This window comes from Fundidesulfovibrio magnetotacticus, assembly GCF_013019105.1.
In the GTDB taxonomy this organism is placed as follows: Bacteria; Desulfobacterota; Desulfovibrionia; order Desulfovibrionales; family Desulfovibrionaceae; genus Fundidesulfovibrio; species Fundidesulfovibrio magnetotacticus.
Genome location: NZ_BLTE01000002.1, coordinates 139,883 through 162,316, shown reverse-complemented (window position 1 = coordinate 162,316; position 22,434 = coordinate 139,883). Strand labels below are relative to the sequence as shown.

General features: G+C 69.8%; 14 protein-coding genes. 5 read left to right on the top strand and 9 right to left on the bottom strand.

Going from position 1 to position 22,434, the window contains the following annotated elements; translation table 11 throughout:
- Positions 1 to 75: 75 nt before the first annotated feature.
- From NNJEOMEG_RS03740 to NNJEOMEG_RS03720, 5 genes are all read right to left on the bottom strand, one after another.
- Positions 76 to 1,038, bottom strand: a complete 963-nt coding sequence (locus NNJEOMEG_RS03740; RefSeq protein WP_173081451.1) for an HD-GYP domain-containing protein — start codon at positions 1,036 to 1,038, stop codon at positions 76 to 78.
- A 391-nt stretch (positions 1,039 to 1,429) separates the two neighbouring features.
- A complete protein-coding gene (locus tag NNJEOMEG_RS03735) occupies positions 1,430 to 2,704 on the bottom strand; it encodes a glycosyltransferase family 4 protein (protein ID WP_173081449.1) in 1,275 nt (424 codons plus the stop codon).
- A complete protein-coding gene (locus NNJEOMEG_RS03730; RefSeq protein ID WP_173081447.1) occupies positions 2,701 to 3,738 on the bottom strand; it encodes a class I SAM-dependent methyltransferase in 1,038 nt (345 codons plus the stop codon). Before NNJEOMEG_RS03730 ends, NNJEOMEG_RS03735 begins: the two co-directional genes overlap by 4 nt.
- Positions 3,739 to 3,872: 134 nt before the next feature.
- Complete coding sequence (locus NNJEOMEG_RS03725) at positions 3,873 to 5,117, bottom strand: glycosyltransferase (RefSeq protein WP_173081445.1); 1,245 nt, start codon at positions 5,115 to 5,117, stop codon at positions 3,873 to 3,875.
- Positions 5,118 to 5,126: 9 nt separating this feature from the next.
- Entirely contained in the window at positions 5,127 to 6,623 is a 1,497-nt protein-coding gene (locus tag NNJEOMEG_RS03720) for a hypothetical protein (RefSeq protein WP_173081443.1), read from the bottom strand.
- A 64-nt stretch (positions 6,624 to 6,687) separates the two neighbouring features.
- Here NNJEOMEG_RS03720 and NNJEOMEG_RS03715 point away from each other — a divergent pair, with 64 nt between their 5' ends.
- Positions 6,688 to 7,176 carry a hypothetical protein gene (locus tag NNJEOMEG_RS03715; protein WP_173081441.1) on the top strand — a complete coding sequence of 163 codons (489 nt, stop codon included), beginning with the start codon at positions 6,688 to 6,690 and terminating at the stop codon, positions 7,174 to 7,176.
- A gap of 37 nt (positions 7,177 to 7,213) precedes the next feature.
- Here NNJEOMEG_RS03715 and NNJEOMEG_RS03710 read toward each other — a convergent pair whose 3' ends face one another.
- Both NNJEOMEG_RS03710 and rbr read right to left on the bottom strand, forming a co-directional pair.
- Positions 7,214 to 9,931 carry an EAL domain-containing protein gene (locus NNJEOMEG_RS03710; protein WP_173081439.1) on the bottom strand — a complete coding sequence of 906 codons (2,718 nt, stop codon included), beginning with the start codon at positions 9,929 to 9,931 and terminating at the stop codon, positions 7,214 to 7,216.
- 204 nt (positions 9,932 to 10,135) lie between these two features.
- Complete coding sequence (rbr, locus tag NNJEOMEG_RS03705; protein WP_173081437.1) at positions 10,136 to 10,711, bottom strand: rubrerythrin; 576 nt, start codon at positions 10,709 to 10,711, stop codon at positions 10,136 to 10,138.
- Between the two features lie 361 nt (positions 10,712 to 11,072).
- Here rbr and NNJEOMEG_RS03700 point away from each other — a divergent pair, with 361 nt between their 5' ends.
- Entirely contained in the window at positions 11,073 to 16,484 is a 5,412-nt protein-coding gene (locus NNJEOMEG_RS03700) for an AAA family ATPase (protein ID WP_173081435.1), read from the top strand.
- Between the two features lie 101 nt (positions 16,485 to 16,585).
- Here the strand turns inward: NNJEOMEG_RS03700 and hflX are convergent, their stop codons facing one another.
- Positions 16,586 to 18,043 (bottom strand): GTPase HflX, encoded by a 1,458-nt coding sequence (gene hflX, locus NNJEOMEG_RS03695; protein ID WP_235956821.1) that lies wholly within the window; start codon positions 18,041 to 18,043, stop codon positions 16,586 to 16,588.
- 287 nt (positions 18,044 to 18,330) lie between these two features.
- The gene (locus NNJEOMEG_RS03690) at positions 18,331 to 18,573 is read right to left on the bottom strand and encodes a hypothetical protein (RefSeq protein WP_173081433.1); all 243 of its coding nucleotides are present in this window, start codon (positions 18,571 to 18,573) and stop codon (positions 18,331 to 18,333) included.
- Between the two features lie 145 nt (positions 18,574 to 18,718).
- Between NNJEOMEG_RS03690 and NNJEOMEG_RS03685 the strand changes: the two genes are divergently transcribed.
- The 3 genes from NNJEOMEG_RS03685 (at position 18,719) to NNJEOMEG_RS03675 (ending at position 22,344) form a co-directional block, all read left to right on the top strand.
- On the top strand, positions 18,719 to 19,204 hold the full coding sequence (locus tag NNJEOMEG_RS03685) for a 4Fe-4S dicluster domain-containing protein (protein WP_173081431.1): 486 nt from the start codon (positions 18,719 to 18,721) through the stop codon (positions 19,202 to 19,204).
- On the top strand, positions 19,194 to 20,939 hold the full coding sequence (locus NNJEOMEG_RS03680; protein WP_173081429.1) for an aldehyde ferredoxin oxidoreductase N-terminal domain-containing protein: 1,746 nt from the start codon (positions 19,194 to 19,196) through the stop codon (positions 20,937 to 20,939). Before NNJEOMEG_RS03685 ends, NNJEOMEG_RS03680 begins: the two co-directional genes overlap by 11 nt.
- 355 nt (positions 20,940 to 21,294) lie before the next feature.
- Entirely contained in the window at positions 21,295 to 22,344 is a 1,050-nt protein-coding gene (locus tag NNJEOMEG_RS03675) for a hypothetical protein (RefSeq protein ID WP_173081427.1), read from the top strand.
- Positions 22,345 to 22,434 lie beyond the last annotated feature (90 nt).

The following is a 22,434-nucleotide window of genomic DNA, read 5'->3' as shown; positions in this document are numbered from 1 at the left end:
GGCCCGCTGCTTCGCGGCGCGAGGGGAATGGAGGGGGAGAGGCGCTCCGGCGTCCCGGTCCGACGCGCGAACCGCTCAGACGATCCGCTGGAACGCCGCCACCACGTCCGGGTCGAAGGCCGTCCCGCCGCCTCCCGAGATGATCTCCAGGGCTTCCCGGCGCGGGAAGCGCGGGCGGTAGACCCTGTCGCTGATCAGGGCGTCGTACACGTCGGCCACGGCCACGATGCGCGCGCCGACCGGGATGTCCTTCCCGCGCAGGCCTTCGGGGTAGCCCGCGCCGTCCGGGCGCTCGTGGTGGTGGGCGGCCACGTCCCGGGCCATCCTGAGCAGGGGGGAGTCCGCCTCCTTGAGCATCTCGCGGCCGATGCCGGGGTGATGCTTCATGATGCCGAACTCCTCCGCAGAGAGCCGCCCCGGCTTGAGCAGCACGGCGTCGGGGATGCCGATCTTGCCGATGTCGTGCAGGGTCGCGGCCATGCGGAGCAGGTCCGCGTCCTCCTCGTTCCAGGCCATGGCCAGGGCGATCTTCCGGCTCAGGCTGCCCACGCGCTCCACGTGGTCGCTGGTTTCCAGGTTGCGGAAGTGCAGCGCGGAGAGAAACCCCTTCAGGGCCTGCTCGTCCAGCCTGCTCTGCCCTCGCCCGTGCCTCAGGGCTTCCTCCAGGGCGATGGCCAGCTCCGGCCGGGGGCACGGCTTGGTCAGAAACTTGTACACGTGGCCCTGGTTGACCGCGCGGGCGGCGGTTTCCACGTCGGCGTGGCCCGTGAGGACGATGCGCACGGACCAGGGGGCCAGTTCCCGCGCCCTGGCCAGGAAGTCCAGGCCGGACATGCCGGGCATCCGCACGTCCGTGACCAGCACGTCGAAACGCCTGCCCGAGGCCAGGAGCGCCAGGCCTTCCTGGGCGTTCCCCGCGAGGCCCAGAATGTAGCGCCTGGAGAAGGCGGCACGGAAGGAATCCAGGATGGCCTGGTCGTCGTCCACGAACAGGACGCGACCTTGCCGGGCATTGGAAGGGACTTCGAGAGGGCTCATGATGGCGTCTGGCTCCGAACGGACCGGAGGGCGGGCCGGTCTCCCCTGCTGGCGGCCGAAGGGCCACGGCGGACATCGAGCGCGTACGGCGTGTCTGGGCAAGCTACACCATAAGCGAGGCCGCGCCTAGGAGGAATCATTCAAAGTACGGGAGGAATACGGGAAGCGTCGGCACGACCCCGAACCGCGCGCGATCCGCACCGGCGAGGCGCGGCCGCTCTCGCCCGCCAGGGCCTCCACCGCCGCAACGGCGAAGCCCCCGTGTCCATGGGGACCCGGGGGCTTCGGCGTTGCCCCCTCACAACCCGTCCAGACGGATCGTCAAGACAAATAGCTGAAACAATTGATTTTCATCGTGAAAAACATCCTCATGTTTTTCACAATCGCGACACTAGCGGCGCGAGAGCTCCAGCACCTCGGGGGTGTACTGGGCCACCTCGGCCTTCATGATCATGCGCCAGTCGAACTGGCGCTCCACGAGCTCGCGCCCTGCCGCGCCCAGGCGTCGGGCCGTCTCGCGGTCGGCCATGAGGCGCAGGAAGGCGGCGGCGTAGGCGGGCGCGTCCTCGGAGGCGCAGACCAGCCCGTTCTCGCCGTCGCGCACGATGCGGCCGATGGCCTTGAGCCGCGTGACCACCACGGGCAGCCCGCAGCCCCAATACTCGAAGAGCTTGAAGGAGAGGTAGTTGTCGTGGTTGAGGGTGGCGCGCATTGTCATGGCCCCGATGTCGCACGCGTTAAGGTAGGCGGGCACTTCCTGATGGGGAATCCAGCCCGGGGTGAGCACGGCGTGGGCGATGCCCAGGCTCTCCACCAGGGGGCGGATCTCGTTCTGGAAGTAGGGGCCGCCGCCGCCCAGCACCAGAAGGCGCGCGTCCGGGCGGGACTTGAGCACCAGGGCCAGGGCGCGCATGAGCACGTCCACGCCGTCGTCGTGCTTGATGTCGCCGTGGAAGACGATGAGCGGGGTGTCCTCGGAGAGGCCCAGCTTGCGGCGCACCGCGCCGCCGTCCAGGCCGGGTCGGAAGGTCTGGGCGTCGGTGCCGTCGGGGACCACCACCACCTTGTCCGGGTCGAGCCCCTTGCGGCTGACCAGGTGTTCGCGCATGGATTCGGAGACCACGAAGACCCGCCTGGCCCGGGAGAGCACCAGGTTCTCCAGCCAGACCAGCGGTTTGGCCAGCAAGGGCATGTCGGTGCGGGCGATGTCGGAGTAGAAGTCGGTGAAGTCCAGGAACACGGGGCGTCGGATGAGGGCCCCGGCCACCACGGCGGCCATGCCGGCCAGGGGGTTCCAGGCGTGCACGGCGCAGAAGCCGCGCGCCCCGCCGCGGCGGTAGGTGAGCTCCAGGAGCACCACCGAGAGGATGGAGGCCAGGAAGTGCCATATGCGCACCGGCAGCCGGAAGCGGCCGTAGAGCTGCCTGCCGAACCCGGGGTACTGGTTCATCCAGATGCCCTCGGTGAAGTAGGAGCGGCGGGAGGACAGGTCCTGGCTGGGGGCGACCATGTTGGCCAGCACCGCGCCTTCGGCCCGCAGCGCCCTGGCCAGCCAGTACATCCGGAGGTTCGCCCGGGACACCGGCGGGATGGTGGTTTCGACCAGGATGGCGACCTTCGGGGTGTCTTCTTCGGTATGGAGGGAGTTGGTCACGGGGAGGCTCATGGCGTGTCCGTTGGCTTTGCGCGCCCCACGGCCACGAGCATCAGGCCGCGTCCGTTGGAGTCCATGGCCCTGACGAGGGGGGTGAGCGCGATGTTGAGGAGTCTGCATCCAAGGTCCGCCGCCCGGAACGCGGCGGCGAACAGGCCCCCGGGGCGCACGGCGATGGGGGCGGCCAGCCCGAAGTCCGTCGAGGAGCTCCCGCCCTTGCGCAGCGCGGAGAGAACGCCCAAGGCCTTGAACAGGGAGAGCGCGCCGTACATGAAGACGTTCTTCTGGTCCCAACCCGGGGAATAGGTCAGGCTCTCGGTGCGCTCCAGCCCGGCGAGGCGCAGGGCCTCCCGGAGGGTGCGGGCGTCGAAGAAGCTGATGTGCTCGGGCGGGCGCACCATGTTGTAGGCGGCTTTGAAGAGGGAGTAGAGCGGGGTGTCCAGGCCGGGCGTCTCCACGAGCAGGATGCCGCCCGGGGCCAGGAAGCGGGCCAGGCCTTCGAGGAAGGCCACGGGGTCGAGGACGTGCTCGATCACGTGCGCCAGGATGATCACGTCGTACGATCCGGCGAGCTCCTCCGGGGGCGTTCCCCCCGGGTGCACCGTGATCCCGTAGGCCCTCCGGGCGTAGTGCCTGGCGGATTCGCAGATGTCGGCCCCCTGCACCTCGTGCCCCCATTGACGCAGACCGTGGAGCAGGTGGGCGTGCAGGCACCCGATCTCCAGGACGCGCCTGGCGCCGGGGTGGAAGCGGCGGATGAACCCCGCGTAGCGGGCCGCCCTGGCCTTGGCCTTGGCGGGCGTAAGGGGAGGAGGGTCGGCGTTGTAGTCTGTGTGCTGGTTGTAGAACGCCTGGAGCATGGCCTCGTCGGGACGTGGGCTGGCGTACACGAAGCCGCAGGAGTTGCAGCGCAGCAGCGTGTAGAGGGCGTCCGGACGGCCCTCGATCCGGTGCTCCGCGGCGCCGCACAGCAGGCAGCGGGCGTCTTGTCCCGGCTCTACGCCGCCCGGATGGGATGGGGAGGTTCTCTCGTCAGGATGCGTCATGCGTGGTGGTCGGGCGGGTGGCCCTGAAGCAGTGTGCGGGGCATGCCCGACGGTCTCCCGGCCGCCCGGCGCGTACGTCGCGCCTTGGCGGAGTCGGCCAGATAGGGTTCATCTATGCAAAAGCAAGGGGGCGGTCAACGGATGCCGACCCCGCCGTAGCCCATGGCCGCCAGGGTGCGGCCGTACACGGCGTCCCAGAGGTTGTCGCCCGAGGCGGCCAGCACGCCTGCCCGCACGGCGAAGTAGCGTTCGGGGTCGCCCAGCAGTTCCGCCACGGCCTCTTCCAGGGCCTGGGGCGAGTAGTCGATCACGCGGCCCAGGTTCTTCTCCAGCACCTCCTTGTGGGAGGGCGGCACGTTCGTGGTGACCACGGGCAGGCCGCAGCCGATGGCCTCGCGGATCTTGATCACGTCGCCGAAGCGTTTCACGCTGTGTTCCAGGGGCGCGTAGGGGGCCAGGGCCAGGGCCGCGCCCAGCTGGGCCTTGAGGATGGCCGCGCGGTCGGTGACGTAGCCATGCCAGGTGACGCGCCCGTCCACGCCCAGCTCCCGGGCGCGCTCCTTCAGGCGGGGCAGGTCCGGGCCGTCGCCCAGCACGTCCAGGCGGATGCCGGGCAGCCTGCGGGCCATGCCGGGGAGCGCTTCCACGATCACGTCCAGGCCGTTCTCGGGGCCGATGCCGCCGCAGAAGACCAGGCGGTTCAGGTCCACCTCGTGGTCGGGGGGCGGGGTCGCGCCGTCGGGGATGAAGCCGAAGGGCACGCGGTGCTGGCGGCCGAAGTGGGTGTCGTCGAACTTGAGGATGTCGCGCCGGGCGTGTTCGATGGCGTCGGTGTAGTTCCAGATGTGGTCCGAGAGCAGGCAGGCGGCGCGGTCCATCTCCAGGTAGACCTTGTTGAGGGCCTTGTTGGAGAACTTCCAGGGCGACCAGTCCGAGATGTAGTAGACGCTCTCGCGCACCTTGCCGAGCTTCTTCAGATACCCGCCGCACAGCGCCAGGAGCGACTCCACGCCGATGAACAGGTCGAAGCCGCCGCGCTCCGCCGAGGCGGCCCAGAGGCAGGCCGCCAGGTCGCGCAGCTTCAGGCGCAGGAAGGTGCGCGGCCCGGCCGCGTCGTCGGAGACGGCGAAAGGCCGCGTGGCCAGCGGCCCCCAGGTTCTGAAGCCGGTGCGCCGCCCGTCCCGGAACGTGGTGAGCTGGGGCCGGTTGACCATGCCCTTGCGCGGCACGGAGAGCTCCAGCACGCTCACCCGGGCGCAGCGCCGGGAGAAGTAGTCCATGAGCGGCCACGCCGGGCTGTTGTGCCGGATGGTCGCCCCGGACTCGTCCAGGATGTCCGAGCAGGTGGCGATGAACACCGAATCCAGGCGCCTGGCCATGGCCTTCCCCTAGACCTTGCGCTCGAAGAGCAGCAGGTTGTCCTGGCGGAAGGTGATCTCGAAGCCGGGCAGGTCCAGCTCTTCGGGCGTGACGAAGTTGGTGGACACCAGGAAGGCGTTGAGCCGGTACTTCTCGGCGATCTCCGTGAGGGGCTTGGTGATCAGCGGGAACCAGTCGCCCAGCTCCCAAACGCCCACGGAGTTGTCCGAGAGCAGCACCTGCCCGTTGTCCAGGAAGTAGGTCACCGCGTCGGCCAGGCCGTGGGGCAGGCAGGCCAGGCGCACGGGCGCGGGCCGGGAGTTCAGGTGGTCGATGAGCGCGCGCAGGGCCGGGGTGATGGACTTGTCCGGGTTTCGCACCACCAGCTTCACCTGGAAGAACAGGATGATGGCCAGGCAGCCCAGGCCGATCAGGCAGGGCGCGTAGGAGACCACCTTCCACACTGCGGGGTTGCCCTGGAACTTGAGGACCATGGCCCCGGCCACGGCGGCGGCCGCCGAGGTGCCGAACTCCAGATAGCGCTGGCCCTCGCCCAAAAAGCGCGTGAGCGGCAGGTTGAAGAAGATGCCCAGGCCGAAGAGCGTGGCGCTCCAGAGCACGAAGGATTTCATCCACGGGTCGGGCGCGCCGGGCAGCACGCTGAAGAGGGCGCAGAAGGTGTAGAGAATCCAGGGGTTCACGGCCAGGAAGGGGGCCACGGGGATGGTCCAGATCAGGTGCTCGATGCGGCGCACGAAGTCGGTGTGCTTGCGCTCCTTGGTGGGGTTGCCGCGCACCTGGTGGGCCAGGCGGTTGTGGATGTTGTACATCCAGAAGCTGATCATGAGCAGGTGGCCGCGCAGGTAGCGCAGGTAGAGCCCCCTGGAGGCGAAGAGCACCACGATGAGCCCCGCGGCGAACACCAGCAGGTGGTGCACGTCGCCCGTGGCCATGGCCATCCAGAACAGGGTGAAGAAGAACACCTGCATGGCCATGCGGTGGGTCATGGCCAGCAGCGAGACGCCCGCCACGCCCAGGAGGAAGGTCCACCAGACGGGGTGGATCACGTAGGCCTGCACCGAGAGCATGGCCCAGGTGAAAATCAGGCTGCCCAGGGTGCGCAGCGAGAGGTTGGAGGCCTCCAGGGGCACCACGGGGGTGAGCAGGTAGGCCAGCTGGGCGAAGTGTCCGCCGGCGGCCTGGCCCGAGGCCGCATGGCCCATGGCGTAGACCGTGAGGCTGCCCAGCACGTCGAAGGCAGGGGAGATCAATCCCTGGTTGCGGTCGAGCCAGTCCTTGGGCAGAAGCGAGCACAGCCACGGCAGAAGCGGCGGGTTGTCCACGGAGCCGGGCACGATGTACTTGTGGGGCAGGCTCTCGGGCAGGCGCTTCGTGTCGCGGATGGCCTGGGCCAGCAGGGTGAAGCGCCAGGTGTCGATGCCGAAGGAACGGTTGATCAGCCGGGGCCAGACCTGGAGGGCGAAACCCGCCAGACTGATGCCCACGGCCGTGAGGAGATCGAGCATGGAAACTCCGGAAGAGGGATTGAACGGCCGGCAACGGGCTTACGTACGAAGGTTGCTGAAGTCAATGCGTGGCGCGGCCTGCGGGGTGCTGGCGGCCTTGTGCGTCCTGGCCTCCGCGCCCTGCGCCGCGCAGGACCCCTCCGCCCTGGCCGAGGCCTTGCGCCCCGGGGCCCAGGCCTTCGAGCGCCTCCTGCCCGAGCTGGACGCCATGGCCGGCCCCATGAGCCGCGACGTGCTGGACGGCAAGGCCGATCTCCACGTGTTCTACGGGCTGGTGACGGCCCGCCTGCTCTATGTGGAATGCCAGGACACGCTCTCGCTGTGGCGCTCGGCCCGGGCGCAGGAGTGCCCGGCCCTGGGCGCGGCGCTCCTGGAGCGCCTGACGGGCACGGCCCAGCGCCTGGAGGGCGCGGCGGACCTTATCGAGGGCGCGCTGCCCATGACGGGCATCCCCCGCATGGGCCTGGTGGGCCACGCGGCGACGCGGGCCATCCGGGCCTACGTGGCCCCGATCAAGGCCCTGGACGCGGCCCGGGAGAAGCAGGCGCTCTAAGGGGCGCGCGCATCCGCCGAAGGCCCGGCGCATGGCTTCAGCCTGCCATCGAGCGCGCGACGCCCTCCAGGTAGGCTGCGGCCGCGGCGGGGCCTAGCGGGCGCGCGTACAGCCAGCCCTGGCCCAGGTCGCAGCCTAGGCCCTTGAGGGTGTCGTGCTGTTCCCGGGTCTCCACGCCCTCGGCCACCACGGTGAGGTCCATGTTGCGCGCCAGGTCCACCACGGCGCGCACGATGGCCAGGCTGGCCTTGTCCTCGATCATGGCGGCGACGAAGGAGCGGTCCACCTTGAGGCCGTCGATGGGCAGACGGCGCAGGTAGCTGAGCGAGGAATAGCCCGTGCCGAAGTCGTCCACGAACAGGGAGATGTCCGCGTTCTTGAGCTCGGTGAGCACCTGGATGCCCACGTCCGGATTCTGCATCACTTCGGTTTCGGTGATTTCCAGCTTGAGCCGCCCCGGGGACACGCCGCCGGCACGGATCACTTCGGTGATGGAGCGGGCGAGGCCGGGCTCCATGAACTGCTTGCCGGAGAGGTTCACGGCCACGAAAAAGCGGTCCAGGGACGGATAGGCCTCGCTCCAGGCCGCGATGTCCCGGCAGGCCTGGCGGAGCACCCAGTCGCCGATGGGGGAGATGAGGCCGGTCTGCTCGGCCACGGGGATGAAGCTCATGGGCGGGATGAGGCCGCCGCCCTTTGGGTCCGGCCAGCGGATCAGGGCTTCGAAACCCGCGAAGCCTCCGTCCTGCAGGCGGAAGAGGGGCTGGTAGTGCAGCTCGAAGGCCCCCTGGCGCACCGCGTGGCGCAGGCCCGTCTCGATGTCCAGGCGTTTGCGCGCCTCCTCGTGCATGGGCCTGTCGAAGAGCATCAGTTCGCCCTTGCCGCGCGTTTTGGCCTTGTACATGGCCGTGTCGGCGTCGCGCAGGATGTCCTCCGGCGTGTCGTAGCCGCGGCAGCCCGAGACCATGCCGATGCAGGCGCTGACGTAGAGGCGGTAGTCCCGGACGGACATCGGCCCCGAGAGCCTGGCGAGCAACTGCCGGGCGAGGGTGAGCACGCTCTCCTCGTCCCCGGCGTCTTCCACCAGCACGGCGAACTCGTCGCCGCCCAGGCGGGCCATGAGGGCGTTGCCCGGCAGCCTGCCCGAGAGGCGCGTGGCGAACTGCACCAGCAGTTCGTCCCCCAGGGTGTGGCCCAGGCTGTCGTTGACCAGCTTGAAGTCGTCCAGGTCCAGAAACATCAGGCACAGGCCGGGGCTCTGCGCCTTGCGCACCCGGTCGAGGGCCTTTTGCAGCCTGTCCAGGAGCATGGCCCGGTTGGGCAGGCCCGTGAGCGCGTCGTGGAAGGCCTGGTGCTTGAGCACCGCCTCGTGTCGCTTGCGCTCGGTGATGTCCTTGAACACCATCACCGCGCCGTGGATGCCGCTGCCGTTAAGAAGCGGGGCCACGTTGTATTCCACCGGGAAATGGGAGCCGTCGGAGCGGTAGAACACCTCCTCGCTGGAGGAGCGCCGCTCGCCGTCCTTGAGGGTCTCGGCCACGCGGCAGTGTTCCTCGGGGTTGGTTTTGCCGTCGGGTCGGGTGTGGTGAAGCATCCGGTGCGGGCTCCTGCCCAGGAGGCCGTCGGGGGGGTAGCCCACCATCTGGCAGGCGGCGGGGTTGGCGAAGCCGATCAGGCCGTGCCTGTCGATGCCGAGGATGCCTTCCCCCGCGCCGTCGAGGATGAGCTGCAGCTGCTGCTTGGCGCTGGCCAGGTCTTCCAGGGCCAGGTCGAGCTCGCGGGTGCGCTCCAGCACGCGGGCTTCGAGCTTCTCGTTGGCGTCGCGCAGGGCCGCTTCGGCCGTCTTGCGCTCGGTGATGTCGCGCACGATGCCCGTGACGAAGCACTCCCCTCCGGCTTCCCAGGAGGCCAGGGTCAGTTCCACCGGGAACTCCCTGCCGTTTTGGTCCAGCGCCGCCAGCTCCAGCACCTCGCCCGCGTGGCGCAGCAGGCCGGAGGTCCTGAACGTCTCGAACCCGTGCTTGTGCAGTTCCCGGAAGCGCTCCGGCATGATCTCCATGAGCGGGCGGCCCATCATGTACTGGGCGTCGCGGCCGAAGAGCTTCTGGGCCCCCTGGTTCCAGAAGGAGACGTTGCCCTGGCCGTCGATGGTGATGATGGCGTCCCCGGCGGTGCGGGCCAGGGTGGTGAACTGTTCCAGGGCCGCGCTCAGGCGGCTTTCGGCCTTGCGCCGCAGGTCCATCTCCAGGGCCAGGGAGACCATGTCGGCCATGGAGACGGCGAACTCCATGTCCCGGGTGGTCCACGCCCTGGCCGGGCCGAGGTGCTCGTGGCAGAGCACGCCCAGGTTGCGGCCCTGGCTGCGCACGGCCACGTCCAGCAGGGAGCGGATGCCGTATTCGCGGAGGTAGCCGCCGAGTTCGGCGGTCCTGGGGTCGTTCTGGGCGTCGTCGGCGGCCACCACCCGGGAGTTCTCCACGGCCTCGAAATAGGCCGGGTAGCTGTCCGTGGGCAGGAACACGCCGGTATCCGCAGGCTCCCCCCCGCCCTTCACGAACTGCATGCGGCAGGTGATGCCCGTGCGCTGCTCGTCGTAGAGCCAGACGCTCACCCGGGCCGCGCCGGTCACCTTGGCGTCGGAGAGGACGATCTGCCGCAGGGCCTGGTCCAGGTGGGAAAAATCCATGTTGATGCACTCGAGGAGCGCGGCATGGAAAAGGCTTTGCTGTTCGGAACCGGTGGGGTGAGACATCATGGACACCTTCTGCTTCCTGCAGCATGGAGTTTTCAATGATGTCCCTGTTAGCAGGAACCCCCGGCATTTGCAATGAATCCGGCCGGGTCGGTCGGGATTGGTTTGACGTTTTTTGGAATTGCCGGGGCGCCCGCCCCGCAACGAACGCGCCGGGCCGATCCCCTGGGGACCGGCCCGACGGAAGGTTTCGTGCGCGGGACGGGGCTACCAGTTCTCGCCCAGCAGCTCGAAGAAGGCCTGGGGGTGCACGCAGGCGGGGCAGCAGCCCGGGGCCTCTTCGGCCGTGTGCAGGTAGCCGCAGTTGCGGCAGCGCCAAGTGACGGGCTGGTCGCGCTTGAACACGCGCCCTGCCTCCAGGTTGGCCAGCAGGTCGCGGAAGCGCTTCTCGTGCTGCTTCTCGGCCACGGACACGGCGTCCCACACGGCCGCGATCTCCTGGAAGCCTTCGGAGCGGGCCTGGGCCGCGAAGCCCGGGTACATGTCGCTGTGCTCCTCGTGCTCGCCCATGGCCGAGGCCAGCAGGTTGGCGGACGTGTTGCCGATGGTCCCGGCGGGGAAGGTGGCGGTGATCTCCAGGTCGCCGCCTTCCAGGAACTTGAAGAAGCGCTTGGCGTGCTCCTTTTCCTGGTTGGCGGTCTCCTCGAAGATGTCGGCGATCTGCACGAAGCCCTCCTTGCGGGCCGCGGCGGAGAAATAGGTGTAGCGGTTGCGCGCCTGGCTTTCGCCGGCGAAGGACTTGAGCAGGTTCGTCTCGGTCTTCGTTCCTTTCAGACTGGGCATGGCGTGATGGCCTCCTCGGCGCGTTGGAGTTGCGCTCTTGCTCCCCCGGACCGCCCGCGCGGCAGGAACGGCGCATCCGGGACGCGTAGCGTGAACGCACGATAGATGTTCAGGCCCCTTCCGCGCAAGGGTGCGTCGCGGCGAACGGCGCGTGTCGATTCGTTGCCGGAGCGCCGCGAGGCTTGAAGGAAATCCGGTTTGGGCTTATCGACCTCGCTGGGGGGAGATGTGTTTTCCGTCCCCCGGGCGGCTTGGCGACGCATCCCTCGCGGGGCCGCCAAGGGCCTTACGGACCATCTCCGCGCCGTCCCGGGGGCCACTCCCCGGAGCACACCGGAAGACCAGCAAAGCGACGTGCCGCATGATCTCCATCGCCGGGTTCCAGACGGGCGAACTGCTCTACCAGGGGCCCAACAGCCAGGTGTACCGCGCCCGCCGCGTGTCCGACGCGCTGCCTGTGGTGCTCAAGATCCCCGCAAGCCCCGACATCTCCATCCGCGAGAACCTGCGCTTCCAGCACGAGTACGACCTGCTCGCCTCCCTGAACCGCTCCCGGGTGATCAAGGTGCACGACCTCGTCCAGCACCGCGCGAGCTTCGCCATCGTGGAGGAGGACTACGGCGCGCTGGACATGGCCCGCCACGTGGAAGGCCGGGCCATGGCGCCCGGCGAGTTCCTGGACGCCGCCGTGCAGATGGCCGAGGCCCTGGCCCAGCTCCACGAGGAGCGCATCGTCCACAAGGACGTGCACCTGGGCAACTTCCTCATCAACCCCGAGACCGGCGAGGTGAAGCTCACGGACTTCGGCATGTCCTCGCTCATCGACGGCGAGGTGCACGAACCGGGCAACCCCGACCAGATCGAGGGCAACCTGCACTACGTCTCCCCCGAGCAGACCGGGCGGATGAACCGGGGCGTGGACAGCCGCTCCGACCTCTACTCCCTGGGCGTGTGCTTCCACAGGATGCTCACGGGCGAGCTGCCCTTCACCTCGCGCGACCCCCTGGAGCTGGTGCACGCCCACATCGCGCGCCGCCCCGCGTCGCCCCGGGAGATCGCCCCCCGGGTGCCGGAGCCCCTCTCGGAGATCACAAGGCGCCTCCTGGAGAAAATGGCCGAGGACCGCTACCAGAGCGCCGCCGGACTGCGCCGCGACCTGGAATCCCTGCGCGCGGCATGGGCGGCGGGGGAAAGCCTCCTGGACGTGAAGCTGGGCAGCCGCGACGTTTCGCGCCGCTTCCAGGTGACCCAGAAGATCTACGGCCGGTCGAACGAGGTGGCCCGCCTCCTCGCCAGCTTCGAGCGCGTGGCCGGGGGCGCGGCGGAGCTTTTGCTGGTGGGGGGCTATTCGGGAATCGGCAAGACCGCCCTGGTGGGCGAGGTGCACAAGGGGCTCACCCGCCAGCGCGGGCGCTTCATCACCGGCAAGCACGACCAGTTCCAGCGCGACATCCCCTTCTCCGCCTTCATCCAGGCCTTCCGCCAGCTCACCCAGCAGGTCCTCACCGAGCCCGAGGCCCTGGTGGCCCGCTGGCGCAAGGCCCTGCTCGAAGCCCTGGGCGGCAACGCCCAGGTGATCCTGGAGGTGATTCCGGAACTCGAGCACGTGATGGGCCCCCAGCCACCCGTGCCCGACCTGGGGCCCTCCGAGGCCCAGAACCGCTTCGTGATGTGCCTGCAGCGCTTCCTGGGCGTGTTCGCGCGCCGCGAGCATCCCCTGGTGATCTTCCTCGACGACCTCCAGTGGGCCGACGCCCCCTCGCTCAACCTCCTGCGCGCCCTGGCCGAAAGCAGCGAGCCCCTCTGCCTGCTCCTTCTGGGGGCCTACCGGGACAACGAGGTCTTCCCCGGCCACCCCCTCACCGGGTGCGTGCGGGCCATCCAGGAGTCCGGTTTCCCGGTGGAGAGCCTCACCCTCGCGCCCCTGGGCTTCGAGGACCTGTGCCTGCTCGCGGCGGACACCCTGCACCGCGCCCCCCACGAGGTGGAGGAACTCACCCGCCTGATCCAGGACAAGACCGGCGGCAACCCCTTCTTCGTCTCCCAGATGCTCAAGGAGCTGCACGGCCGGGGCCACTTTCTCCTGGACGAGGAGGGCGGCCGCTGGCTCTGGGACATGGAGGGCATCCGCGCCATGGGCCTCACCGACAACGTGGTGGACCTCATGGCCGGGCGCATCGCCCGCATGGGCGGCCAGGCCCGCCAGGCCCTCCAGCTGGCCGCCTGCATCGGCAACCGCTTCGAGCTCTCCATGCTGGCGGCCGTGCGCGAAAAATCTCCCGCCGAAACCAGCGAGGCCCTCTGGGAGGCCCTCCAGGCCGGACTTGTGATCCCCTCCGGGAACACCTTCCGCTTCCTGCACGACCGCGTGCAGCAGGCGGCCTATTCGCTCATCGCTGGGGAGGACATCGCCCCCCTGCACCTGCGCATCGGCCGACTGCTGCTGCGCCACGTGGGCCAGACGAGGCTCGAAGAGGCCATCTTCGACGTGACTGCGCACTTCAACGCGGCCCTGGATCTGGTGGAAGACCCGGCAGAGCGCCTCTCGCTCATGGAGCTCAACCTCCACGCCGGGCGCAAGGCCAAGGCCTCCACCGCCTACGAGCCCGCCCTGCGCCACTTTCGCGTGGCCGCCTCGCTGCTGCCCGCCGACGCCTGGCAGGCCAGTCCCCGCGCCAAGCTGGAGGTCACGCGCGAGCAGGCCGACGTGCTCTTCCTGCTGGGAGACTTCGCCAGCGCCGAGGCCCTGCTCGACGAGGCCCTGGACAACACCGGGGACCGCTTCGACAAGGTGGAGGTCTTTCTCCAGAAGATCATCCAGTACAACCAGTTGGGCAAATACAACGAAATGATGGACATCGCCCGCGACGCCCTGGCCCTTTTCGGAGAGGGCATCCCCGCGGCGGACGACGCGGCCGCCCTCCAGGAGCGCTTCGCGCGCCAGATGCGCGACTACGCCCGACTCCTGGCGGGACGCCCCATCGCGGAGCTCATCGAGATCCCCGGCGTGGAAGACCGGGAGCAGGACAGCGTCATCCGGCTCCTGGCCATCCTCACCGACGGGGCCTACATCGCCGTGCCCACGCTCTTTCCCCATCTGGTCATGGAGGTGGTCACGCGCTCCATGCGCCACGGCCACAACGCCCTCTCGGCCATCGGCTTCGCCTGGGCCACGGTGGTCATCGTCCAGGAGCACCAGGACTACCGCAGCGCCTACGAGCTGGGCCTTCTGGCCCTGAGCCTGGTGGAGCGCTTCCCCAATCCGCGCATCCAGGCCCAGATCACCTTCCTGCACGCCGTGTGCGCCATGCACTGGTTCCAGCCCCTGGCCGAGCAGATCGAGATGTACAAGCGGGCCTACCAGTACGGCATCGACAACGGGAACCTCGTCTTCGCGGGTTACGCCCGCACCATGATCCCCAAGACCGTGCTGGCCGCCGACACCGTGGACAAGGCCCTGGAAGAGAACGAGATCAGCGTGGATTTCTACGCCAAGCGCGGCTCGCCCTTCCTCATGAGCGAGCGCTTCTGCGGCCTCTTCCTGCGCAACCTCAAGGGCGAGCGCCCCGACCCCCTCTCCCTGGGCGACGAAGGGATCGACGAAGAGGCCCAGCTGGAGCAGTGGCAGCGCCCCGAATCCCTCTTCGGGCACGGGCTGGCCTATTACCTCACCTCCAAGCTCCAGCTGCTGCTGCTCTTCGGGGAGCCCCGCGAGGCCTGGAGGCTGGCCGAGGCCCACGCCGGATGGATGCGCTACATCCCCATCCTCTACGAGACCACCGTCTTCAGCTTCTGCCGGGCCATGGCCGCCGCCCGGCTGCTGGCGGACGAGGACGGCCAGGGCGCGGGCCTTTCGCGCGGGCTTCTGGCCCGGCGGCTGGAAGAGGCCCTGGCCGAGTTCGCCGTGTGGGCGCGCAACTGCCCCGTCAACTTCGCCTGGCAGGAGCGCCTGCTCGCGGCCGAACTGGCCCGCCAGGAAGGCCGCCTCCAGGACGCCCTGGCGCTCTGCGAGGAATCGGCCGACGCCGCCCGCGCCCACGCCCACCCCCAGGGCGTGGCCCTGGCCCGGGAGCGCGCCGCCGCCCTCCACCTGCTCGGGGGCGACCGCGAGACCGCCAAGGCCTGCCTGGAGGACGCGAGCTTCAACTACTACCGCTGGGGCGCGCACGCCAAGGTCCACAACCTGCGCCAGGAGCTGGACGCGCTCCAGGCCGGGGAAGAGCGCGCGGCCTCGGCCACCCACTCGCCGCGCCACGCCAGCGAGCCGTACCTCTACCTCGCCGGGGCCTCGAGCGTGATCGACGTGGGCAGCATCCTCAAGGCCACCCAGGCCATTTCCCGGGAAATCCATCTGGACTCCCTGCTGCGGGTGATCATGGACAGCGTCATCGAGAACGCCGGGGCCGAGCACGGCTTTCTCCTGCTGCCCGGCGAGGACGACTGGTCCGTGGCCGCTACGGCCACGGTGGCCCGGGAACCATCCTCCCTGGACGCCGCCCCCCTGGAGGGATCGACCCTGGTCTCCGAGGCCATCGTGCGCTTCGTCATCCGCAGCCTCCAGGAGGTGGCCCTGCACGACGCCCTGGCCCATCCCACCTTCCGCCAGGACCCCCACGTGCGCCGCCGGGGCGTGCGCTCGGTGCTCTGCGTGCCGCTTCTGGCCCGCAACCGCCTGAGCGGCGTGCTCTACCTGGAGAACAACCTCAACCCCGGGGTTTTCCCCGTGGAGCGCGCCCAGACCGTGCGGATGCTGGCGGGCCAGGCGGCCGTCTCCATCGAGAACGCCAAACTCTACGCCAGCCTGGCGGCCAGCGAGCAGCGCTACCGCAGCGTGTTCGAGGACGCGAGCGATCTCGTCATCCTCACCACGCCCGAAGGCCGCGTGGTGGACGCCAACCCCGCCTGCCTGGCGGTGCTGGGCTACACGCGCCAGGAGCTGCTGGCCCTCAATTTCCGCGATCTCTACGTGGACGGCTTCCAGCGCGAGAGCATGAAGAAAGCCATCGAGCAGGACGGCTTCGTGCGCGGCTTCGAGCTGGTCCTTCGCCGCAAGGACGGCGGGCGCATCGAGGCTATCCTGGCCGCTGGCCTGCGCCGCGACGCCAACGGGCAGGTCGTGGGCTACCAGGGCATCCTGCACGACGTGACGGCCCTGAAGCAGGCCGAACGCCTGCGCGAGGCCTACAGCCACGACCTGGAACGACAGGTGCGCGAACGCACCCTGGAACTCTCCGACGCCAACGACAAGCTCCAGCGCCTGAGCGAGTGCGACGGGCTCACCGGCATCGCCAACCGCCGCAAGTTCGACGCGGTGTTCCGCGCCGAATGGGAACGCGCCCTGCGCGCCGCCTCGCCCCTGACCCTGGCCCTGGCGGACGTGGACCACTTCAAGGCCTTCAACGACCTCAGGGGCCACCTCCAGGGCGACGACTGCCTGCGACGCGTTGCCCGGGCCCTGGCCGGGCGGGTCCGCCAAGCGGGCGACCTGGCCGCGCGCTACGGCGGCGAGGAGTTCGCCCTGGTGTTCCCGGGCCTCGGGGCCTCCCAGGCCGGGATGGTGGCCGGGAAACTGCGCGCCGCCGTGGCGGAGCTGGCCATAGCCCACGGCAAAAGCCCCACCGCCGGGGTGGTGACCGTGAGCGTGGGCGCGGCCACGTGCGTGCCCGCGCCGGGCATGGACCCGGAGCGCCTGCTCAGGGCGGCGGACGCCAACCTCTACGAGGCCAAGCGGCAGGGGCGCGACCGGGCGGTCGCCTCGGTGCTGGAGGGCTGAACGGCCTGGCGGGCCGCGCCGGGCATCGGCAGGGGCCGCGCGGGCTTGCAATCCGTTGAGGAGTTGCTTCCCGGGGCCGGCGAGGTGTTTTCGGAAGGCTGCTAGCGCCAGTCCACGCGGGCCACGATGGCCGTGACCAGGGGCTCCAGCGTCGCGCGGTCGCGGGCGCTCAGGGGGATGCCCTCGGGGTAGCGCTGGGCGGCCCAGGCGCGCTGCTCGTCGTCCATGGCGTCCCATTTGTTGAGGGCCAGCAGGCGCGGGATGCGGTCCAGCTCCATTTCGGCCAGGATGGATTCCACGGCGTCCACCTGGGCCATGAGCTCCGGGTGGGAGGCGTCGGCCACCAGGATGAGCAGGTCGGCGCTTTCGAGTTCCTCCAGGGTGGCCTGGAAGGCCTCCTTGAGTTCCTTGGGCAGCTCCCGGATGAAGCCCACGGTGTCGGTGAGCACCAGCTCACGTTCCTCGGGGAAGCGCAGGCGGCGGCTCACGGGGTCCAGGGTGGCGAAGAGCTTGTCCTCGGCCAGCACCTCGGAGCGCGTGAGGGTGTTGAGCAGGGTGGACTTGCCCGCGTTGGTGTAGCCCACCAGGCTCACGATGGGCAGGCCCGCCTTGGCGCGGCGGTCGCGCACCTGGGCGCGCTGCTTGCGCAGGTCGGCCAGTTCGCGCTTGATGCGCGTGATGCGCTCGCGCACGCGGCGGCGGTCCATCTCCAGCTTTGTTTCGCCGGGGCCGCGCCCGCCGATGCCGCCCATGAGCCGGCTCATGGCCGGGTTCTTCCCCACCAGCCTGGGCAGCGTGTACTTGAGCTGGGCCATCTCCACCTGGAGCTTGCCCGAGCGCGAGGTGGCCCGCTGGGCGAAGATGTCCAGGATGAGCTGGGTGCGGTCCAGGATCTTGCGTTCGGTCAGGTCTGCCAGGGTGCGCATCTGGGCCGGGGTGAGCTCGCCGTCGAAGAGCAGCACCGCCGCGCCCGTGGAGAGGGCCATGATCTCCAGGTCCGAGAGCTTGCCCTTGCCGATGATGGTGCGCGGGTTCACCTGGGCCACGCGCTGCACCACGCGGCCGGTGATGGTGAGCCCGGCCGTGCGCGCCAGGGCCTCCAGCTCGTCCATGGAGGCCTCCAGGTCCAGGCGGGGGGCGTTGCCCACGCTCACCAGCACGGCGCGGCCCGAGCGGCCGGACTCGGATTCCCCGGCAACGGGCTGGTCCAGGCGGGCGAATTCGTCCTCCAGGGCCTGGGTGAGGGCGGCGAAGTCGTTCTCGGAGCGCTCCCACGGCACGGGGGGCAGGATGGTCCAGGGCTTGCCCGCGCCGTCCTGGGGCGGCTTGGGGACCAGGTGCGCCACGTGCAGGCGCGCCGGGGAAGCCATGTGGTCCACGGTGAGGGCGGCCACGGAGTCCAGGCGCAGGAAGAGCATGTCGGTGAGGTCTTCCTGGTCGAGCCCGGCGTCGTGCAGGTGGGTGTGCAGCAGGCGCAGGCCGCGCAGGCGTCCCTGGCCCAGGCGCGCGCGGGGCAGCTCCGGGATGAAGATGGCGTGGGGCTCGCCCACAAGCACCATCTCGGGGCGGCCCTTGCGGTCGATGAGCAGGCCCAGCTGGCGGCCGATGCCGTGGGAGAGCGCGGCCAGCTCGCGGGCCTGGTCCAGGGTGTAGCCGCCGTGGGCGGGGTAGCGCCGGGTGTAGAGGCGTTCCAGGGCCTTGAGCTGGCTGGGCTTGAGGCCTTCGACGTTTCCTTGGGCTTTGCTGGCGATGACGGACCTCTCGGCGCGCCGACCCTCCGGGGGCGGGGCGCGCGGCCCTTATGGCATAGCCGGGCCGGGAGGGGAAGGGGCGGCCCGGGGCGCGCCTACCACCAGGGGAACGAGCAGGTCTCCTGGTAGCCGCGCTCCTTCATGCAGGCGCGCGCGGTCTTGTTGATGCTGGCCTTGAGCTCCGGGGTGAAGTGGGCCAGGCAGCCCTTGGAGTAGCAGTCCTGGTAGTCGGCCATGGCCGTGGCGCGGTCCACGCCCTTGGCTGCGTAGGGGGGGCTCGCGCAGGCGGCGAGCGAGGCGAGGCAGAAGCCGAGGACGAGGGCGCGGGCAAGGTTCATGGACGGTACCTCCGGGGGGCCATGCAGGTCTGCGCCACCCTAGCGGCTTTTCCCCGGGGGCGTCAACGTGAGCCCGGCCTGCCGCGCATTGACGTTCCCCCGCCCCTGGCCTAGGACATCCTAAGAAAACCAATCGGAGCGACCCATGAAAATCTTGCGAGCCACGCGCATCGAACGCTGCATCGGCTGCCAGTCCTGCTCGCTGGCCTGCGCGCGCCTGGTGCACCAGAAGATCTCCTGGTCCACGGCGGGCATCCGCATCGTCTCGTCCGGGGGCATCTCCACCGGCTTCGAGGCCAGGGCCTGCCTGGCCTGCGACCCCGCCCCCTGCGCCAGGGCCTGCCCCACGGGCGCCTACACCCAGCGCAGGTCCGGCGGCGTGAAGGTGGACAAGTCCCTGTGCATCGCCTGCGGGGCCTGCGCCGAGGCCTGTCCCGTGGACGCCATCTTCATCGAGCCCGAGACCAGGCTTCCCTACGTGTGCATCCACTGCGGGCGCTGCGTGCCCTTCTGCCCCCTGGGCTGCCTGGAGCTCATCGACTCCCCCCACGAGGACCCCGCCCCGGCCCCGTCGGAAGCCGCGCCGGAAACCGCGCCCGCCGCCCCCCAGGAGGCCCCCCATGCCGGCTGATTACACCTTCCGCGTGCTCCTGGCCGACCTGGCCACCGGCAAGGGCGAATACCGCCGCTTCGGCGACAAGCGCGAAGTGCTGGGCGGCTCGGGCCTGGCCGCCGCGCTCTACGCCGAGTTCGGCCGCCCGGAGCTCCCGGCCCTGGACCCGGCCCAGCCGCTCATCTTCGCCATAGGCCCCCTCACCGGGTGCTTCCCCATGATGAGCAAGACCGTCTGCGGCTTCAAGTCGCCCTACAACGAGCGCTTCGCGGAGTCCCACGCCGGGGGGCGCCTGGCCCTGTCGCTGCGCTTCGCGCACATCGACGCCCTGGTGATAAGGGGGCGCGCGCCCACGCTCTCGGCCCTCTCCGCGGGCATCCGCCACTTCGAGCTGCAGGACACCCACTACCTCAAGGGCCTGGACGTGTTCACCACCGGCAAGATGCTGCGCAAGATGCGCCGGAGCGCGGCGGGGCACCGCTCCATCCTGCGCATCGGCCCGGCGGGGGAGAACCTCTCGGCCATCGCCTGCATCAACGTGGACTCCTACCGCCACTTCGGACGCCTGGGGGCCGGGGCCGTCATGGGCTCCAAGAACCTCAAGGCCATCCTGGTGGAGGGCGCGTCGGCCATGCCCGCGCCGGAAGGCAAGGCCTTCGCGGCCCTCTACAAAGACATCCACATGCAGCTCACCACCACGGAGATGATGACCAAATACCATGACCTGGGCACCGCCCAGAACATGGCCGTGATGAACAAGCTGCGCGCCCTGCCCTGGCGCAACATGCAGACCACCCACGACGACGAGCACATCGCGGCCATCTCCGGCGAAACCTTCGCCAGGGAGCTCCTGCTGCGCAAGACCGCCTGCACCGGCTGCCCCGTGGGCTGCGTGCACGTGGGCCTGCTGCGCGAACAGTTCGCCAAGCACAACGACGTGCTTTACCGCCAGGTGGCCTACGACCACGAGCCCGTGTTCGCCACCGGCTCCATGCTGGGCATGACCAACGCCTCCGACGTGCTGGCCGTGCTCGACGAGATCGAACGCCAGGGCCTGGACGCCATCTCCGGCGGCGTGTCCCTGGCCTGGGCCACCGAGGCCCTGGAGCGGGGGGCCGTGACCGAGGAGGACACCCTGGTGAAGCTCTCCTTCGGCGACGCGGCGGCCTACCGCGAGGCCCTGGGCCACCTGGGCGCGCCGCCCAACGAGTTCTGGCGGCTCCTGGCCCAGGGGACCCTGGCCGCCGCCAAACGCTACAACGCCGAGGACTACGCCTGCGTGCTGGGCCAGGAGATGGCCGGCTACGCCACGGGCGAGGTGTTCTTCGTCTCCCAGGCCATGGGGCTTCGCCACTCCCACCTGGACAGCGCGGGCTACTCCTACGACCAGAAGGAGCAGGGCAAGGACGTGGCCAAGGCCGTTTCCTTCATGGTGGAGGACGAACGCCAGCGCTGCGCCCTGACCTCCATGGTGGCCTGCCTCTTCGCCCGCTCGGCCTACAACGAGGAGTCCCTGGCCAAGGCCCTGGACGTGCTGGGCTTCCCCGAGGCCGCCGCCAACGTGCCCCAGGCCGCCGCCAACGTGCAGAAGCTGCGCTGGAAGGTGAAATTCTCCACCGGGTTCGACCCGGACGAGGTGAAAATCCCCAAGCGCTACCGCGAGGTGGTCACCTGGAAAGGCCCCATCGACGCGGACTACCTCCAGGAACTCCAGACCGCCTACGGAGCGGCCATCCGCGAGCTGGGCCGCTAGGCGCGGCGCGCTCCATTCGGCCGGAGCCCGGGGCCTCCGGGAACCGGCGCGGAGCCGGACCGGGGGCAGGGCGGACCCGCCGCCCGGAGGCGGTGCCCGAAGCCGCCTCCGGGCGGGTCTCTAGCCAACCAGGGGCCGTCCCTCCCCGCACGGGGAGGGGCGGCCCTTTCACGTGCCGCGCCGACGCCCCGGGGCTTCGCCCGCGGCCTCCGGCCCCCCCCTCGCGGTCCGGCGTGCAGCGCCTCCCGCGCCTTCAACCGCTTTCGCCTTGCCCAATCCCATCGCGCGGGATATGAAGAAGACAAAAGTTTTTCCGGCGAGCGCTGTCCCGGCTCCTCCGACGCAGGAGGCATCCATGAAGCGGTTCCTGGCGACCATGCTGGTTCTGATGGCTCTTTCGGGCTGCAAGTCCGCGTCCGATGCCGCCAAGGAACAGGCCGACGCAGTGGCCTACAAGCCCGTGGAATACGCCAACGCCTCGGTCCCGGGGCCGCAGATCGTGGTGCTCCCGGGCAGCATCAAGGCTTCGGGGGCCACGTTCACCCAGAAGGTCTCCGAGAACAACATCGCCGACTTCGCCGAGATCGAGCTCTCCAAGGCCAATTTCAAGGTCCTGGAGCGCTCGGACATCGGCCCCCTGATCAACGAAATCCAGGTGGCCGTGGGCATGGGCGACCCGGACTCCCTCAAGAAGTTCCGCAAGGGCCGCTTCCAGACCACGCGCTGGTTCCTGCGCTTCGACATCCTCAAGGCCGAACCCGTGGCCGCCGCCCAGAAGAAGTTTGACGGCACCACCCTGGGCATCATCGCCGGGGCGCTTATCGCGGGGGCCACCGACAGCAAGGCGGCGGGCACGGCCGCCGGGGCGGCCATCGCCTCGGCCAAGTCCAGCGACGCCTCGGAGGTCTGGCTGGTGGGCCTGCGCTACAAGATCCTCGACGCCGTGACCGGCGAGCAGGCCGCCACGGGCTACTTCGAAGAGAAGATGGAGATCGGCGAGAAGGTCACGTCGTTTTTGGGCATCACCCAGGCAAAGGGCGTGCGCGTGGGCCTGGACACCATGTCCCAGCTCCTGGTGCAGAAGGCCGTGCAGGAGATTGACTCCCAGTACAAGGGCGACCAGCCGCCGCCCGTGGTGCAGGCCTCGGCCGCCGCGCCGGAGACCGACGAGGAGCCCGCTGCCCAGACCGGCAAGGCTCAGCCCGAGAAGGCGGCCCAGGCCGAACCGGCCAAGCCCGCCCACCAGCCCGCCAAGGCAGCCCACGCCAAGGCCGGATCGCACCAGGCCTCGGGAACCATCGAGGCCACCGAGAGCGGCGGCCTGCGCATGGACGCCGAAACCTACGCAAAACTCCAGCAGAGTCTCAAGGAACAGGCCGCCCAGGAGGGCAAGCCCGCCGAATGATTCGCTGCCGGCCGGGTCCCGGGGGCCCGGTCGCGCCCTGGCCGGACCGCCGAGCCCCACGCCGGAGCGGTCCGGGCCAGGGCGCTCCTC

Excerpts from the sequence above, each read along its gene's own strand:
- NNJEOMEG_RS03740 (WP_173081451.1), bottom strand. The coding sequence starts at position 1,038 with ATGAGCCCTCTCGAAGTCCCTTCCAATGCCCGGCAAGGTCGCGTCCTG.
- NNJEOMEG_RS03735 (WP_173081449.1), bottom strand. The coding sequence starts at position 2,704 with ATGAGCCTCCCCGTGACCAACTCCCTCCATACCGAAGAAGACACCCCG.
- NNJEOMEG_RS03730 (WP_173081447.1), bottom strand. The coding sequence starts at position 3,738 with ATGACGCATCCTGACGAGAGAACCTCCCCATCCCATCCGGGCGGCGTA.
- NNJEOMEG_RS03725 (WP_173081445.1), bottom strand. The coding sequence starts at position 5,117 with ATGGCCAGGCGCCTGGATTCGGTGTTCATCGCCACCTGCTCGGACATC.
- NNJEOMEG_RS03720 (WP_173081443.1), bottom strand. The coding sequence starts at position 6,623 with ATGCTCGATCTCCTCACGGCCGTGGGCATCAGTCTGGCGGGTTTCGCC.
- NNJEOMEG_RS03715 (WP_173081441.1), top strand. The coding sequence starts at position 6,688 with ATGCGTGGCGCGGCCTGCGGGGTGCTGGCGGCCTTGTGCGTCCTGGCC.
- NNJEOMEG_RS03710 (WP_173081439.1), bottom strand. The coding sequence starts at position 9,931 with ATGATGTCTCACCCCACCGGTTCCGAACAGCAAAGCCTTTTCCATGCC.
- rbr (WP_173081437.1), bottom strand. The coding sequence starts at position 10,711 with ATGCCCAGTCTGAAAGGAACGAAGACCGAGACGAACCTGCTCAAGTCC.
- NNJEOMEG_RS03700 (WP_173081435.1), top strand. The coding sequence starts at position 11,073 with ATGATCTCCATCGCCGGGTTCCAGACGGGCGAACTGCTCTACCAGGGG.
- hflX (WP_235956821.1), bottom strand. The coding sequence starts at position 18,043 with ATGGTGCTTGTGGGCGAGCCCCACGCCATCTTCATCCCGGAGCTGCCC.
- NNJEOMEG_RS03690 (WP_173081433.1), bottom strand. The coding sequence starts at position 18,573 with ATGAACCTTGCCCGCGCCCTCGTCCTCGGCTTCTGCCTCGCCTCGCTC.
- NNJEOMEG_RS03685 (WP_173081431.1), top strand. The coding sequence starts at position 18,719 with ATGAAAATCTTGCGAGCCACGCGCATCGAACGCTGCATCGGCTGCCAG.
- NNJEOMEG_RS03680 (WP_173081429.1), top strand. The coding sequence starts at position 19,194 with ATGCCGGCTGATTACACCTTCCGCGTGCTCCTGGCCGACCTGGCCACC.
- NNJEOMEG_RS03675 (WP_173081427.1), top strand. The coding sequence starts at position 21,295 with ATGAAGCGGTTCCTGGCGACCATGCTGGTTCTGATGGCTCTTTCGGGC.